We start from the raw sequence: 16,125 nt of genomic DNA on the forward strand, positions 1-16,125 counted from the left end.
AAGATTATGCGCATTATGGGAACCACCTTAATAGGGGGCGGTCGTTAGTTTGTGTCATAAAACAATTTAACGAAAGCCCGCAAATAGCGGGTTTTTTTTTGGCTTTTTTTGCTTAATCGTTTATGCAAGATAAACAAGTAAAAAGCGCGTTGACAAAAATTGAAAAAGTGGACAGGAGTTATCCATGAAAGTGCTAAAATTTGGCGGGTCTTCATTAGCAGATGCGACACGCTATATGCGAGTATTTGAAATTAGTGCTGATGCGCATAATAAATCTGATAAAAAGTGGAAAAATTCTAAAGGTGCCGCGGTGGTGTTGTCTGCGCCCAAAGGCGTAACAAATGCGCTTTCACTTTTATGCGAACAGGCTCAACAAGGCAAAGACTACAGAGAACTGTTGGCCAAACTTGATATGACTCTGCACGGTATTGCTCGCGAATTGCACGATGAATTGCCAAATTTTGCATACGATAATGTCGATGCTTTCATTACCGACAAACTCAATAAACTTAGCCATCAATTACAGGGAATTAGCTTACTAAATACATGCCCTGATCAAGTTACAGCAAGTATTTTAAGCATGGGCGAATATGTCAGTGTGAATATTTTTAGTGCTATTATGACGGCCAAAAACATTGAAAATCTCATTATAGACCCTGTTGAATATGTGATTGCTGAAGGGGACTACCTTGATAGTTTAGCGTTACTTTCAGAAAGCCGTGCTAGATTTAGTGAAATCCCTTCCGACGGCAGTAAATTGCTCATAATGCCTGGTTTTGTCGCAGTAAATGAAGATAACGAAAAAGTCACATTGGGCCGCAATGGTTCAGATTATTCAGCAGCCATTCTAGCTGCTTGTATTAATGCGGATTGTTGTGAAATTTGGACCGATGTTGATGGTGTGTACAATGCTGATCCAAACCAAGTTGAAGGTGCTGTGTTACTCGATAAACTGACTTATCAAGAAGCAATGGAGTTGTCTTACTTTGGTGCCAAAGTCCTTCATCCAAAAACGATAGGGCCAATTGCTCAATTTGGTATTCCATGTTTAATAAGAAACACCTTAAACCCATCTGCTCCAGGAACATTGATCAGTCACGAGGCAAGTGAAAAATGGACAAGTGTTAAAGGCATATCGCACCTTGAAGATATCACCATGTTTAATTTGTCTGGTCCAGGTATGAAAGGCATGGTCGGTATGGCCAGTCGGATTTTTGATGTCATTTCGAAAGGTAACATATCGATTAGCCTAATCACTCAAAGTTCGTCTGAATACAGCATTAGTTTTTGTATTACCCATAAAGATGCAGACAAAGCGCGTGAGTTATTAGAAGAGAGTTTTGCTTTAGAACTCAGCAATAAACTGCTTGAACCTATTGAAGTAAGAGAAGACCTTGCCATTGTTACCTTAGTTGGTGATGGTATGCGTCAATCAAAAGGCTTAGCCGCTAAATTTTTTAAAGCATTGGCACAGGCTAGAGTAAATAATGTGGCCATAGCGCAGGGTTCTTCAGAACGCTCAATATCGACTGTCATTGAAAACAAAAAAGCAAAGAAAGCCGTAAAAGTTATCCATCAGAATTTCTTCAGCAATATGCTTAATATCGATGTGTTTTTAATTGGTATTGGCACTGTGGGTTCACAGTTACTAAAACAAATTGGTAGTCAGCAAAAGGCTTTGTTGGCGCGCAATATTTCGCTCAAAGTATTTGGAATAGCTAATTCAAAGCAGTGTTTACTGGCACCGAATGGTATCAATTTAGACGCTGAAATAGCGCCACAATTACCACAAGCAACAGACAAATTGAGTATCGATTTACTGGCAAAGTTTGTCGCCAGTAATAGCTTAACTAACCCTGTATTAATTGACTGCACTAGTAATCAACATATCGCAGGTTTATATACCTATTTAATGCGAGCGGGTTTCCATGTGGTAACACCTAATAAAAAGGCCAACACGGGTGACTACGCCTCGTATTTAACCCTTAAAAAAACCTCTTTAGAATATAACCGTCAGTTTTTGTATGAAACCACCGTAGGCGCAGGCTTACCTGTTATCGATAATTTACAAAAACTCGTGCTTGCCGGCGACAAGTTAACAAAATTTGAAGGAATATTATCAGGCTCTTTGTCATATGTTTTTGGTAAGCTAGACGAAGGCTTGAGTATTTCCGCAGCGACATCAATAGCAAAAGATAATGGCTTTACTGAGCCCGATCCTCGTGACGATTTAAGTGGTATGGATGTCGCCAGAAAGCTACTCATTATGGCCAGAGAGTCAGGTTTACAGCTCGAGTTGGTAGATATTGAAATAGAGTCAGTTTTACCTGATTGGTTTGATGCAAGCGGCAGCATAGATGAGTTTATGGGCAATCTACCTAAGCTTGATTCGCATTTTGCAGAACTTGGACTAAGCGCAAAAGAACAAAATAAAGTATTAAGATACGTGGGCAGTATTGAAGAGGGAAAATGCAAGGTCACTATACAAGCTGTGTCACTCTCGCATCCACTTGCTGCAGTAAAAGACGGTGAGAATGCATTGGCAATCCACAGTAAATATTACCAACCCATTCCTTTTGTAATAAGAGGGTACGGAGCAGGAGCGACGGTCACCGCTGCTGGTGTTTTTGCAGATGTAATGCGCACTACGCCCAATCAAACGGAATTTAGTTAATGCTTAAAACAGATAATACCACCAAAGCTTTTGCACCTGCATCTATCGGCAATGTTAGTTTGGGTTTCGATGTTTTAGGGGCTGCGCTTGCGCCAATAGACAATTCTTTGTTAGGCGATTGGGTCGAAGTCGCTGACGCTGAGCAGTTTAGTTTAAGTTGTGATGGCCGTTTTGCGCATAAATTACCACCAAATTCGGTCGATAATATTGTTACTCAGTGTTATGAATATTTTCAGAAAAAACGATTAGCACTTGGCTATAAAGCGCTTAAAGTAAAAATGCATTTACACAAAGACTTGCCTATTGGCAGTGGTTTAGGGTCTAGCGCTAGTTCTATTGTGGCTGCGTTTTATGCACTCAATCAGTATTCGGCAAAGGTTTTTGAAGCCGAGGTTTTTGACAAAAATACATTATTAAAAATGATGGGCGAATTAGAAGGGCAAATAAGTGGCAGCATTCATTATGACAATGTTGCTCCGAGTTATTTGGGCGGTATGACTTTAATGAGCGGTCAAGACACACAAATCGCTTTAAACTTGCCTGTTTTAGATAAGTGGTATTGGGTAGCATGCTACTCGGGATTGTCAGTATCAACAGCCAAGGCCAGAGCGATCTTACCCACCAGTTATTCGATGAGTGATACTTTACAGTTTGGAAGGCAATTAGCGGTGTTTGTTGATAGCCTGCATAAACGCGATGAGGCACTCGCTGCAAGTGTTATGATTGATGTCATTGCAGAGCAACATCGTAAAGCCTTGTTGCCATATTTTGATGAGGCCCGTGCTTTTGCGATACAAAATCAGGCCTTAAGTTTTGGGATTTCTGGTTCAGGCCCGACAGTCTTTGCCGTTACTAAGACACTCGAATCTGCGCAATCGATTCAAAGTTGGTTGGCCCAACACTATATACAAAATGAAGATGGCTTTAGTCATATTTGCAAAATTGACCAAGCAGGTACCCGAACATTGTAAAGTTAGAAGAGTAGAGCACAACAGCTAAACCATTATAGAAAAGCGCTTTGCTGCTTAGCATATATAAACAGGAATATTAAGTAAGTGAAATTAGTAAATTTGAAAGACAGTAGTGATGTTGCTTCATTTAGTGAAGCGGTAAAAAAAGGCTTGGGCAAACATCAAGGTTTATATTTCCCTGAATCAATAACACCAATGGAGGATATAGATACTTTATTGGCATTACCTTTGGTTGAACGCAGTATTAAAATTTTGACTCACCTCATTGGTGACGAATTATCCCAGGAAGATATCTCAAGTTTTGTGACCAAGGCTTTTAGCTTTGCAGCACCACTAAAAAAAGTGACTGACAATATTCATAGTTTGGAGTTGTTTCATGGCCCAACCTTAGCATTTAAAGACTTTGGTGGTCGATTTATGGCACAAACGCTCGCTCATATTAGTCAAGGTGAACCCGTTACTATTTTAACAGCCACTTCTGGTGATACTGGTGCAGCAGTAGCACATGCATTTTATGGTATCGACAACATTAAGGTGGTTATATTGTTCCCAAAAGGAAAGATTAGTCCACTGCAGGAAAAGTTGTTTAGTACCTTAGATAGAAATATTCACACGGTTGCGATTCCAGGTGACTTTGACAATTGTCAGCAATTAGTTAAAACAGCATTTGACGACCCCGAAGTGCGCGAAGGTTTGCACTTGAATTCAGCAAACTCAATAAATATTAGTCGCTTAATGGCACAAATATGTTACTACTTTGAAGCCCTTGCTCAGCTGCCAAAAGATCAACAAAGTAAAGCTGTATTTTCGGTTCCCAGTGGTAATTTTGGTAATTTAACAGCGGGCATTATTGCTAAATTGCTGGGTTTACCCATCAAACGTTTTATTGCAGCAACCAATAGTAACGACACGGTGCCACGTTTTTTACAAACCGGAAAATGGGAACCAAAACCAACTGTTGCTACGATTTCGAATGCAATGGATGTGAGTCAGCCGAATAATTGGCCCAGAATACAAGCAATGGTAGACACTGGAATGTTCGATGCTTCTCTTTTAAAAGGAGAAGCAATAGATGAGGAGTATACACAAGCTACCATGCGCAAGCTTGCTAACTTAGGTTATATATCTGAGCCTCATGCTGCTGTTGCTTTTAAAAGCCTCAGTCAATCGCTTGTAGAAGATGAAGTGGGTATATTTTTAGGGACAGCACATCCTGCTAAATTCAGAGAAACAGTAGAAAATGTCCTTGGCCAGCCAATAAGCCTACCTCAAGCACTGGCAGATAGTTCTGCTAAAGAGAGCTTGGCGATTGATGTAGATAATAGCTATGCTGCCTTGAAAGCGCATTTATTTTCTATTGTAGGTGAAGCTTAAATGTCAGTCATTAGTTAATCATGTCAATATTGGGGTATTACGCATGTTGACTTGGTCTGACTTACTTGCAGCCGAAAAAGAAAAAGACTATTTTCTTGAGTTATTAAACTTTGTGCGCAAGCGCAGAGAGTCTGGTGTTATAGTGCACCCACCAGCGGCAGATGTTTTTAATGCATTTAGCCTGACAAGATTTGAGGATCTTAAGATCGTAATTTTAGGGCAGGACCCTTATCATGGCCAGGGACAGGCTCATGGTTTAAGTTTTTCGGTCAAAAAGGGAGTGAAAATTCCGCCATCATTAAGGAATATCTATAAAGAACTCAATAACGATATAGACGGTTTTGTTATGCCTGAGCATGGTAATTTAAGTTACTGGGCAAAGCAGGGGGTATTATTATTAAACACAGTGCTAACTGTTGAAGATGGTGCGGCTCATTCGCATAAAAATAAAGGATGGGAAAATTTCACTAATACAGTCATCGAGAAAATAAGTGAACATGGTGAAAATATAGTATTTTTGCTTTGGGGTAAACCCGCGCAACTAAAATCTACGTTAATAAGTGCTGAAAAACACCATATATTAACGTCTGCACATCCTTCACCTTTGTCCGCGCACAGAGGGTTTTTAGGTTGCCGACATTTTACTCAAGCGAACGAGCTATTAAAGAATGCCGGCAAACAAATTGTTGATTGGCAAATATATAATTAGCCGAGCTTAGCGAGCTCGTTCAAGCTCTTGGGCAAACTCCATATCCATATCGCAAAGCTCTTTTTTCAAGCGATAATTTTCTTGAATCGCTTCTATTTCTCTCCATTTTCTTTTTTTACTGTTAGTTTTGGCACCGCGGGTCTCGCGATCGATGGTTTTAAGAAAATCTACTGATTCCATGAATCTACTCCTTCAAGCTACATCGAATTATGATAACTACTGCAATTTAGAAAAGCGTTAATCTTATAAAAATTAAAACTGGGCTAAATGAGTACCTTGTTATCCAATTAGTCTATAGTGAGCTAACAATGGTCATCGTGACCAATTGCGCACATAAGACTACAGTCTTTTTAGCACAGCTATATTAAGAATAAAACATAAAAGTTACAAATTTGTTAATTAATTAACAAACTAATATTTTTATTGTTGTAAAAAACGTTTTATTAATGCTTGGGTAGAAGCATCTGCTTCATTCATCGATGACTTACCTTGGATCATATCAAGCACCTGATTGCCAAGCACTTTTCCTAGCTCAACACCCCATTGGTCGAAGGAATTTAATCCCCAAATGCAGCCCTGTACATAGACCTTGTGTTCGTACATAGCAATCAGCGCACCTAGTGTTTTAGGGTTGAGGGTATCGAATACCAAGGTATTACTTGGATTGTTTCCAGCCATGGTTTTGTGAGCGGCTAAGGTATGGCGTTCATCATCACTTAATCCCTTACCATCTAGGTCTTTGTAACACTCTTCAAATGATTTTCCTTGCATAAGAGCTTGGGTTTGCCCAAAGCAATTTGACGCAAGCATTTGGTGATGAAGTGTTTGATTTTCTCTTTCTTGTTTTTCGTCACTAAGAGACGGAACATTTATTGGAAACATAAAATCAGCGGGAATAGGCAAATTACTTTGATGTATTAATTGGTAGAAAGAATGCTGTCCGTTACTACCTTCACTGCCCCAAATAATAGGCCCAGTGCCATGGTCAACGGTTCTGCCGTCCAGAGTGGCTATTTTGCCATTACTTTCCATATCGAGTTGTTGCACGTATGCGGGTAAGCCCCGTAAATAGTGATAATAAGGTAGCAGGGCATGGGATTGGGCTCCCATGAAATTACGATACCAAATGCCTAGCATGGCAAGAATCACAGGCATGTTTTGATCAAACGGTGCGCTTTGGAAGTGACAATCCATGTCATAGGCACCATGTAACAATGCTTCAAAGTGTTGGTAGCCTAATGCTAAACAAATTGGCAAACCAATAGCAGACCATAAAGAATAGCGGCCGCCGACCCAATCTGCCATAGGAAAAACATTTTGTTCAGCCATCCCAAAATCAACAGCTGCTTTCACATTTGATGAAACGGCAACAAAGTGTTTGGCAATATCGTTTTGGTTACCACCGTTATTTAAAAACCAGGCTTTGGCACTTAGGGTATTTTGCAGTGTTTCTTGGGTACCAAAAGATTTTGAAGACATCACAAATAGTGTTTCTTCGATGTCACAAGTATTTAGTACGTCGTGGATATGACAACCGTCGACGTTTGCTACAAATACTACGCTAATGTCTTTGTGCCAATATGGCTTGAGGGCTTCGGTGACAATTTTAGGCCCTAAAAAGGAACCTCCAATACCAATGCTCACCACTTTTTTAATGGCTTTACCGGTATACCCTGTATGTTTTCCACTATGCACGTCAACGGTAAATTGTTCCATTTTTGTCAAGGTTGCTTTGACTTGTGGCATGACATTTTCGCCGTCGACCATCACTGGTTTATCTGAAAAATTCCTTAACGCTGTATGCAGTACAGCACGATTTTCTGTCGTATTAATTTTCTTGCCAGAAAACATTGCGCTAATTTTTTCTGCAAGTTGACGCTGAGTTGCTAAGTCAAAAAGATTATCAAGTACTTCTTGTGTCACTCTGTTTTTTGAATAATCTAAGTGAATACCTGCAGCATCAAGTGAATATTTTGTCGCACGGTTTTTGTCAGCAACAAACATGTCCCGCATGTGATAGCGTTTTACTAAAGGCGCATGATGTTCGAGATTGATCCAAGCAGGCGTTTGTTTTAGCTTTTCCATTGTATTCTCTCTTTTTGTTTTAGCACTTCGTTACCAAGGACTGGATGGGATGTCTATTGCTTATAATCAAAAGCATATCAATTAATTGTGATGTATGCCTAACAAAAATGGAACATCCTGCTGAAAATTAACATAAATGCAATAATTACTAAATTTACGCTCAAATACATTGGTCGTAAATGTTATGATCTACGTACGTTATATGCATTATTGTTTTAGGAAAAAGTTCATCATGTTAGTTGTCGTATCTCCAGCCAAAAATCTTGATTATGATTCCGAATTGCCTGCTTTTATTGAACAGGATATTGAGCAAGATAGGGCCCCTCAACCGAGTTTAATTAAAAATGTTAAAGAACTCGTGGCCATTTGTAAGAAATTATCTCCTGCCGATTTGAGCTCTATGATGAAAATTAGTGACAAGCTGGCAATTTTGAATGCGGAACGATTTTCTAGTTTTGAGTTTCCGTTTACCAGTAATAATGCACGACCTGCTATGTATGCTTTTAATGGTGATGTATATGCTGGCTTAGATGCAAAGTCTTTATCGCCAGCGTCGGTGACTTTTGCTCAATCTCATTTACGCATTTTGTCCGGGTTATATGGGGTATTAGCGCCACTTGATCTTATGCAACCTTATCGCCTAGAAATGGGGACAAAAATAGCGGTAAATAAAGCCAATAATTTGTATCAATATTGGGGCGACACAATTACTGATTCACTTAACACTAGCTTACAGGGTTGTCAGGCTGAAGTACTTGTGAATTTAGCATCAAACGAATATTTTTCATCGGTAAATACTGCCAAATTGAGTGCTAGGGTAATAACACCTCAATTTAAAGACGAGAAGAACGGTAAATATAAAATTATCAGCTTCTATGCTAAAAAAGCGAGAGGCCTGATGGCTCGATATATCATAGAAAATCAGGTAACCGAAATAGCACAACTAAAGCAGTTTGATACGGCTGGATACCAATTTGATGCTACTTCGTCAACAGACACTGAGTTGGTGTTTAAACGAGCTGAACAACAATAAATAGCTAAGAAGTTTAATCTTCTACATACATGGTTTGTTGAAACTTGAGGTTTTGAGAGATTCGGCCTTGTTGAATATCAATATCGAACCTCAAGACTTCTTTGTCGCTGTAGTCGACAGTCGCTAAATAGTATATTGCATCGCCCTCGTTCACTTTCTTAAAATCGAGAACTTTTTTTGTACCAAGTAAGTTTCTCGCCGAACCAGATATAACAATTTCTTGAGCTTCTTTTGTTTGCTTGTCTAATACAGAAATATTGACTAATGCGCGTTTTCCACTGCGGACAATATTATTAGCTTTCGCAATTTGCGGCGTGAGTATTGTGGTATTGAATGCAATATAGTGGATATCCCAATCGCCTAAGGTTTTCTTTTGCTCCGAATTGGCATGCATACAAAACAGTCCAATCATGCTTGCGATTAGCCATTTATGTGTAATATTCAATTTCATTTCTCTCGCCCCAGCATTATTTAGCTACTTGTACGATAGTTTAGATGGTTGGACCAAAAATACCAGTAAGCAAGTTAATGACAAACTGTAACAAGAGTAAAAAAACCAATACAGATAAGTCTAAACCACCCATAGGTGGCAAGATTTTGCGAATAGGTGTCAAAAGGGGTTCAGTTAGTTGTGCAATGACTAGCTCCATCGGATTATTTCCTTGGCTTACCCAACTTAGAATGGCTTTTATCACCATTACCCAGAAAATCATCCACAACACACTTTTCACTAGGCCCATTAAGCTAACCATAATTAAAGGCACAATTGGAGGCAAGCTACCCGTAAGCATCCCATGGTATACAAGTACTTTAATAATCGATACAACGATGGCAAACACAACTGAAGCTGTGTCTAGTTTTCCTATTGAAGGGATAAAGCGACGTAAGGGACCAACAACCGGTTGCGTTGCTTTCACCACAAATTGACTAAAAGGGTTATAAAAATCTGCTCTAGCGAGCTGTAGCCAAATTCTTATTACAATAACCATTAAGTAAATATTAATGATTGAAACCACAAGGGTGGTAAGTGCTTGCATGATATTTTTCTTCCGTTAAAACTGTTTAGACATTTCTTGCGCGCGTTTTACTGCGCTTCGCATGGCTTTCGCCATAATGTCGTTAATATTAGACTGTTGCAGACTTTCTACTGCTTTTGCGGTCGTGCCGCCCTTTGAAGTAACATTGGCCCTTAATGTGCAAAATTCAAGGCTCGGCGATTGTTGCATTAGTGTAGCACTTCCCAGCATCGCTTGCTCAATAAGGATGCGTGCTTGTTCTGGCGACATCCCCATATTGATAACTTCTTTTTGCATTGCTTCGGCAATTAAGAAAAAATAAGCCGGACTAGAGCCTGCGGCCGCGATAACAGTATCGATATCTTCTTCATTTTTTACAATGATTGCTTTGCCTACACTACTCATGATCTGCACCAACATTTGTGTATCGGCTTCGTTTACATCGTCTGAAGCATAAATGCCGCTCATACCAAGGCCGATAGCAGAAGGTGTATTCGGCATGACCCTTATAATAGGAGAGGTATGTCGACTAAAACTGCTGAGCCTGTCGACTTTTATACCTGCCGCAATTGACACCAATACTTTGTCTTGGGAAAAAACCAAATCGCTACACACTTGCTGCATCATCTGGGGTTTCACCGCCATAATGATAATGTTAGCAAAATCGACAGCTTCTTGATTATCTTGGGTGACTTTTATTCGAAAATCTGCAGCTAAAGTGTCTAATTTGGGTGTGCTAGGGTTACTTGCCATAATTTTATCAGACGGAAATCCCTTTTTTATTAAGCCAGCAATAATTGCTGTACTCATATTTCCGGCCCCTATAAAACAAATGTTTTTGTTGAGATTATTAATTAGTTGGCTCATGTACTATCCTAAATGAATTCATTTTTTTCGTGCACCAAAAATATCAGTACCAACCCTAATGATATTGGCATCATACTCTACCGCCAATTCCAAATCTTGACTCATTCCCATTGAAAGCGTGTCAAAACGCTCAAATTTTTGGGCACACTTAGAAAATAATACCTGCATTGTTGCAAAGCTTTGCCGACGCTCCGAGTCATCGACCCCAGCTTTGGGGATTGTCATTAAGCCGCGGCAGCATATGCGCTCATATTTTTGTATAGAAGCAACAAAATCCTCTACCTCCTCTACAGCAATACCGGCTTTATTGTTTTCATCATCTACATTGACCTGGACACATACATTCAGTGGATTTTGATAAGGCGTTCTTTGCTCATTTAAGCGCTTGGCGATCTTGATTCTATCAAGTGAGTGAAACCAATCAAAATATTCCGCAATAAATTTACTTTTGTTTGACTGTAATGGGCCGATAAAGTGCCAAAGGATGTCTTTTTTATCAGACAGTATTTTAACTTTATCGACAGCTTCTTGGACATAGTTTTCACCAAAGTGTCTGTGTCCATTGCTATACGCAGTTACGATATCTGATACGGGTTTGGTTTTACTTACCGCGAGCAAGGTAATATGGTTTGCATCGCGGTTTGCAAGTGAAGCGGCTTTTTGAATGCGCGCTTCGACTTGTCTCAGTCTGTCTTTAATGCAGTTGCTAGACATCGAATCACTTTGGTCGGCCATACAGATTTTTACCCTTATTTGGAGAATATTCTTTGGATATTAACGAATTATTAGCTTTTAGCGTTCAAAATAAAGCGTCTGATTTACATCTTTCAGCAGGGCTGCCCCCTATTATTAGAGTCGATGGTGAAATGCGTCGACTGAATATTGCAGACCTTGACCATAAAATGGTGAACGCGCTTATTTACGATATTATGAACGATAAGCAACGTAAAGAATACGAAGAAAACCTTGAAGTTGATTTTTCTTTTGAAATTGAAAATCTGTCTCGCTTCAGGGTAAATGCATTTATGCAAAATCGCGGTGCAGCGGCTGTATTGAGAACAATTCCAAGTGATATATTATCACTTGATGACTTGGGCGCTCCCGATATTTTTAAGCAAATTATTAATCAACCTACTGGCATTGTATTGGTCACGGGTGCTACAGGTTCGGGCAAGTCAACGACACTGGCTGCGATGATTGATCATATTAACTCGCATAAACGTGAGCACATTTTAACCATCGAAGATCCAATCGAATTTGTGCATGACAACAAACTGAGTGTACTAAATCAACGTGAAGTGCATCGTGATACCCATAGCTTTAATAACGCTTTACGTTCAGCACTAAGGGAAGATCCAGATGTGATATTAGTCGGCGAACTACGTGATTTGGAAACTATTCGACTTGCTATATCTGCTGCTGAAACCGGGCATTTGGTATTTGGTACGCTACATACCAATTCGGCGCCAAAAACGATTGATAGAATCATCGATGTATTTCCCGCAGAAGAAAAATCAATGGTCCGCTCGATGTTATCAGAGTCTCTTCGTGCTGTTATTTCTCAAACCTTGCTTAAAAAAGTAGGCGGAGGACGTGTAGCAGCTCACGAGATCATGATTGGCATACCGGCGGTTCGAAACTTGATTAGAGAAGATAAAGTACCACAAATGTATTCAGTGATTCAGACAGGTCAACAACATGGTATGCAAACCATGGATCAGTGTTTACAGAAGCTTGTCGCCCAGGGCGTAGTGACTCAACAAGACGCTGCTGCGCTTGCCATTGATAAACCCAAGACCCCTGGTTTTTAGGACTTTTGCACTATGATGACACTTGACCAGTGTTTACAAGATATGGTGGCGCATGAAGCCTCTGACTTATTCATAACAGTGGGTATGCCAGTGAGTGCCAAAATAAACGGTAAACTTGAGCCCTTGACTAGCTTAGAGTTGAGCAGCACCGATGCTATCGATCTAGTCTATCAAGCTATGACACTTGAACAGCAAGAATCCTTTGAAGAAATAAAAGAGTGTAATTTTGCAATTGCCCGTGAACAAATCGGCCGTTTCAGATGCAGTGCTTTTTGGCAACGTGACCAAGTTGGCATGGTTGTGCGCCGCATAGTGACAGAAATACCACAAGCTGAGGGTCTCGGCTTGCCCAAAGTATTAAGTGACATCATTATGGCCAAAAAAGGCTTAGTATTGTTTGTTGGAGGAACCGGTACCGGAAAATCCACTTCTTTAGCAGCCTTAATAGGACACCGTAACCAACATTCTAAAGGTCATATTCTGACTATTGAAGATCCTATAGAATTTGTACATGAGCACCAACGATGCGTCGTCACTCAACGCGAAGTCGGTATCGATACACATACTTTTGACGATGCCTTAAAAAGTTCCCTTAGACAAGCACCTGACGTTATATTAATAGGTGAAATCAGATCAATGGAAACGATGGAATATGCAATGTCATTTGCTGACACTGGCCACTTGTGCGTCGCTACATTGCACGCTAACAATGCTAACCAAGCAATCGAGCGGATTATGCATTTAGCACCTAAAGAATCTCATGATAAACTGCGATTTGATCTAAGTATGAACATACGAGCAATAGTAGCCCAGCAATTAGTGCCAACAATCGACGGAAAGGGCAGGGTTGCAGCAATAGAAATTTTGTTAAATACCCCTTTCATTCGAGACCTCATTCAGCGCAATGAAATTGGAGGGTTGAAAGAAGCCATGGAAAAAGGCAAAGAACAAGGTATGCAAACATTCGACATGGCACTATATGAGCTTTTTAAAGATGGTCGAATAAGCGAAGAGCAGGCAATACATCATGCTGACTCACCAAATGACTTACGATTGATGATAAAACTAGATTCTAGCGAAAATCCCTCAGCACTGGGCTCGCTCTCTAGTGTTTCTATTGATATGGACTAATAAATATTCCCTATTTCTTGTGCTTGTGACATATTAGATCAGATCCATTTTCTATTTTATGCATAGTCATAAGGAAGCCGATGAAACGATTTTATGCCGACTACAATCTGGTCAAAATGCGTCAAATAAAAGAACTGCTCGACGATGCAAAAATCCCTTCGTTTATCAAAAATGAATATATTCAGGGCGCCAGTGGAGAAATACCTCCTCATGAGGCATTACCTGAAATTTGGTTAGTAGACGAAACGTGGTGGGAAAAAGCGCAAGGAATAGTGGATGAATTAGAGCAAGACTTATCTTTTAATACGGGGACAGTTTGGTATTGTGGGCGTTGTGACGAACATAATGAAGGACAGTTTATGGTGTGTTGGAAATGCCAACAACCACGAAATTTAACTGAATCTTAAGGCATTAATTGCTTATTGTGAAGATAGCCAACTTTCGTATATTAAACAGGCTGAAACGCTATCTACTTTTCCTTTACCTAACTTTTTAAAACCACCTAACTCGAATAGACGCGCTTTAGCATCCACGGTAGAAAGGCGCTCATCATGCAAGTGAACATCTACATTATATTTATGTTTTAGTCTGCCTGCGAAACGTTTAACGTTTTTGGTAATGTCCTGCTCAGTTCCATCCATATTTAAAGGTAAGCCTACGAGGAGGATGTTGGGTCGCCATTCATCGATTAGTGAATTAACGATATGCCAGTCAGGAATGCCGTCTACAGCGTGTAATGCTTTTAATGGGGAAGACGTTCCTGTAATTGATTGGCCAATAGCCACCCCGATGCTTTTCATACCAAAATCAAATGCTAAACAAGTATTTGATTGCACTTAAGCACTTCCGCTTGATTGACTGAGTTGCCACACATCTACACCTAATTTTTGCATAGTTGCCTGCCATTTATTTTTAATGGGCACATCAAATAATATTTCTTCATCAGCAGGAACTGTTAACCAAGCATTATCGGCAATTTCTTTTTCAAGTTGCCCAGCATCCCATCCAGCATATCCAAGGGCTATTACGGACTTTCTTGGACCTTTTTCATTGCCCAATACCGATAAAATATCCTTTGAGGTTGTAATCATAATGTCAGAGCTGACTTCTACCGAAGATGACCATCCTGTTTGACTAGAATGCACAACAAAGCCTCTGTCTGGATGCACAGGCCCTCCGCATACAATGATTTTTTCACTAAAGTCTTCATTTATAATCGCGGTTTTATCTGTTTGCTTAATAAGTTCTCTGAAGGTCATGCTCGAGGGCTGATTGATTACAATACCCATAGCGCCTTCGGCAGAATGTTCTGCTACAAAAATTACTGAACGCATAAAATAGCGATCGGTCAACGACGGCATGGCGATCAAAAATTGATTCTGCAGACTTGTTAGTGTTTGTATACCAGGCACCTTGGCTATATTCCTTTTTGAATTAATCTTAATGCAAACCTGAGTGGTTATTACTTTTGTTTAAACGTTTTTCAATGGCGTCAAAAAGTTTGGCGCATATGTTAATTTTAAACGCGGCTTCTATTTCTCTAACACAAGTGGGACTAGTAATATTAATTTCAGTAACCTTATTACCGATCATATCTAAACCTACAAAGATAAGCCCTTTTTCTGGCATATCTTGCGCGATTGCGTTGGCAACTTCAAAATTTTCGGCAGATACTTCTTGTGCAACACCTTTACCGCCAGCAGCAAGATTGCCTCTGGTTTCAGTACCACTAGGATACCTGGCTAAACAATAAGGGATAACTTCGCCATCTACCAGTAAGATTCTTTTATCGCCTTTACTAATTTCAGGCATATAGGCTTGGACCATTGCATGAACTTGCTCATTGGCAGTTATTATTTCGCTAATAACCCCTAGGTTATTCGCATCTTCTTTGACTCTAAATATGCTAGTCCCCCCCATGCCATCAAGGGGTTTTACGATAATGTCCTTATGTTCTTCATGAAAGGCTTTGATTTGTTCCTTCTTGCTCGTGACAAGCGTATCTGGAATAAATTGCCGATACCATGAGGTAAAAAGTTTTTCGTTAAAATCTCTTAATGCTTGTGGATCATTGACGACTAAAGTGCCTTTGGCTTGGGCAAGGGAAAAAATATGCGTGGCATATATAAATTGACTATCAACAGGTGGGTCTTTGCGCATCAATAAGACATCTAGTTGGTGCAAGTCAATATCGTGAGCACTCAAAACTGAATAATAGTTTTCAGGATCTTCGTTAATATTGACAGTTATTTTTTTTACCTGCGCTTTTGCTAGTCCGTTATTAATATACAAATCGCCAATTTGCATATAATAAAGCTCATAACCTCGCTTTTGAGCCTCTAATAACATTGCAAAGCTAGTGTCTTTCTTTGTATTAATGGATTCAATTGGATCCATCACGATACCTAGTTTAAGTCTCATAATTGATTGTACTTTTGAGTTTTAAGCGTTTTA

The 16,125-nt window shown here is 39.8% G+C and carries 17 protein-coding genes; 8 read left to right on the forward strand and 9 right to left on the reverse strand.

The genetic code is table 11. The features are described 5' to 3' along the window. Positions 1 to 184 precede the first annotated feature (184 nt). The 4 genes from thrA to ung all read left to right on the forward strand — a co-directional run bounded on the left by thrA (position 185) and on the right by ung (position 5,728). Positions 185 to 2,674, forward strand: coding sequence for a bifunctional aspartate kinase/homoserine dehydrogenase I (gene thrA / locus RM552_RS01140; protein WP_311366960.1), 2,490 nt, complete (start codon positions 185 to 187; stop codon positions 2,672 to 2,674). Beyond that, positions 2,674 to 3,645 (forward strand): homoserine kinase, encoded by a 972-nt coding sequence (gene thrB, locus RM552_RS01145; protein ID WP_311366961.1) that lies wholly within the window; start codon positions 2,674 to 2,676, stop codon positions 3,643 to 3,645. Before thrA ends, thrB begins: the two co-directional genes overlap by 1 nt. A gap of 84 nt (positions 3,646 to 3,729) precedes the next feature. Continuing rightward, positions 3,730 to 5,019 carry a threonine synthase gene (gene thrC / locus RM552_RS01150; RefSeq protein ID WP_311366962.1) on the forward strand — a complete coding sequence of 430 codons (1,290 nt, stop codon included), beginning with the start codon at positions 3,730 to 3,732 and terminating at the stop codon, positions 5,017 to 5,019. Positions 5,020 to 5,062: 43 nt separating this feature from the next. Further along, complete coding sequence (gene ung, locus RM552_RS01155; protein WP_311366963.1) at positions 5,063 to 5,728, forward strand: uracil-DNA glycosylase; 666 nt, start codon at positions 5,063 to 5,065, stop codon at positions 5,726 to 5,728. 6 nt (positions 5,729 to 5,734) lie between these two features. Here the strand turns inward: ung and RM552_RS01160 are convergent, their stop codons facing one another. Continuing rightward, positions 5,735 to 5,908 (reverse strand): DUF3545 family protein, encoded by a 174-nt coding sequence (locus tag RM552_RS01160; protein ID WP_311366964.1) that lies wholly within the window; start codon positions 5,906 to 5,908, stop codon positions 5,735 to 5,737. 240 nt (positions 5,909 to 6,148) lie between these two features. Then, positions 6,149 to 7,813: a glucose-6-phosphate isomerase gene (pgi, locus tag RM552_RS01165; protein WP_311366965.1), complete on the reverse strand. Its 1,665-nt coding sequence runs from the start codon at positions 7,811 to 7,813 to the stop codon at positions 6,149 to 6,151. 232 nt (positions 7,814 to 8,045) lie between these two features. On the opposite strand from pgi, the gene yaaA reads away from it, so the two are divergent. Then, positions 8,046 to 8,846: a peroxide stress protein YaaA gene (gene yaaA, locus RM552_RS01170; RefSeq protein ID WP_311366966.1), complete on the forward strand. Its 801-nt coding sequence runs from the start codon at positions 8,046 to 8,048 to the stop codon at positions 8,844 to 8,846. Positions 8,847 to 8,859: 13 nt separating this feature from the next. Here yaaA and RM552_RS01175 read toward each other — a convergent pair whose 3' ends face one another. The 4 genes from RM552_RS01175 to RM552_RS01190 are packed head-to-tail and all read right to left on the reverse strand — an operon-like array spanning position 8,860 to position 11,464. Further along, positions 8,860 to 9,297: a DUF4426 domain-containing protein gene (locus RM552_RS01175; RefSeq protein WP_311366967.1), complete on the reverse strand. Its 438-nt coding sequence runs from the start codon at positions 9,295 to 9,297 to the stop codon at positions 8,860 to 8,862. A 40-nt stretch (positions 9,298 to 9,337) separates the two neighbouring features. Then, positions 9,338 to 9,883, reverse strand: a complete 546-nt coding sequence (locus tag RM552_RS01180; protein ID WP_311366968.1) for a YggT family protein — start codon at positions 9,881 to 9,883, stop codon at positions 9,338 to 9,340. A gap of 15 nt (positions 9,884 to 9,898) precedes the next feature. Next, complete coding sequence (proC, locus tag RM552_RS01185) at positions 9,899 to 10,729, reverse strand: pyrroline-5-carboxylate reductase (protein ID WP_311366969.1); 831 nt, start codon at positions 10,727 to 10,729, stop codon at positions 9,899 to 9,901. 18 nt (positions 10,730 to 10,747) lie between these two features. After that, positions 10,748 to 11,464, reverse strand: coding sequence for a YggS family pyridoxal phosphate-dependent enzyme (locus RM552_RS01190; RefSeq protein WP_311366970.1), 717 nt, complete (start codon positions 11,462 to 11,464; stop codon positions 10,748 to 10,750). Between the two features lie 32 nt (positions 11,465 to 11,496). On the opposite strand from RM552_RS01190, the gene RM552_RS01195 reads away from it, so the two are divergent. The 3 genes from RM552_RS01195 to RM552_RS01205 all read left to right on the forward strand — a co-directional run bounded on the left by RM552_RS01195 (position 11,497) and on the right by RM552_RS01205 (position 14,078). After that, entirely contained in the window at positions 11,497 to 12,540 is a 1,044-nt protein-coding gene (locus tag RM552_RS01195; RefSeq protein WP_311366971.1) for a type IV pilus twitching motility protein PilT, read from the forward strand. A 15-nt stretch (positions 12,541 to 12,555) separates the two neighbouring features. Beyond that, the gene (locus tag RM552_RS01200; RefSeq protein ID WP_311368247.1) at positions 12,556 to 13,671 is read left to right on the forward strand and encodes a PilT/PilU family type 4a pilus ATPase; all 1,116 of its coding nucleotides are present in this window, start codon (positions 12,556 to 12,558) and stop codon (positions 13,669 to 13,671) included. 80 nt (positions 13,672 to 13,751) lie between these two features. Next, positions 13,752 to 14,078 (forward strand): putative signal transducing protein, encoded by a 327-nt coding sequence (locus RM552_RS01205; protein ID WP_311366972.1) that lies wholly within the window; start codon positions 13,752 to 13,754, stop codon positions 14,076 to 14,078. Positions 14,079 to 14,090: 12 nt separating this feature from the next. Here the strand turns inward: RM552_RS01205 and ruvX are convergent, their stop codons facing one another. From ruvX to gshB, 3 genes are read right to left on the reverse strand one after another with little or no spacing between them, the layout of a single operon-like run. Continuing rightward, the gene (ruvX, locus tag RM552_RS01210) at positions 14,091 to 14,507 is read right to left on the reverse strand and encodes a Holliday junction resolvase RuvX (protein WP_311366973.1); all 417 of its coding nucleotides are present in this window, start codon (positions 14,505 to 14,507) and stop codon (positions 14,091 to 14,093) included. Next, positions 14,508 to 15,074 (reverse strand): YqgE/AlgH family protein, encoded by a 567-nt coding sequence (locus RM552_RS01215; RefSeq protein ID WP_311368248.1) that lies wholly within the window; start codon positions 15,072 to 15,074, stop codon positions 14,508 to 14,510. Between the two features lie 37 nt (positions 15,075 to 15,111). Next, complete coding sequence (gene gshB, locus RM552_RS01220) at positions 15,112 to 16,092, reverse strand: glutathione synthase (protein WP_311366974.1); 981 nt, start codon at positions 16,090 to 16,092, stop codon at positions 15,112 to 15,114. Positions 16,093 to 16,125: the final 33 nt, after the last annotated feature.

Source organism: Glaciecola petra (assembly GCF_031846345.1).
Lineage (GTDB): Bacteria > Pseudomonadota > Gammaproteobacteria > Enterobacterales > Alteromonadaceae > Glaciecola > Glaciecola petra.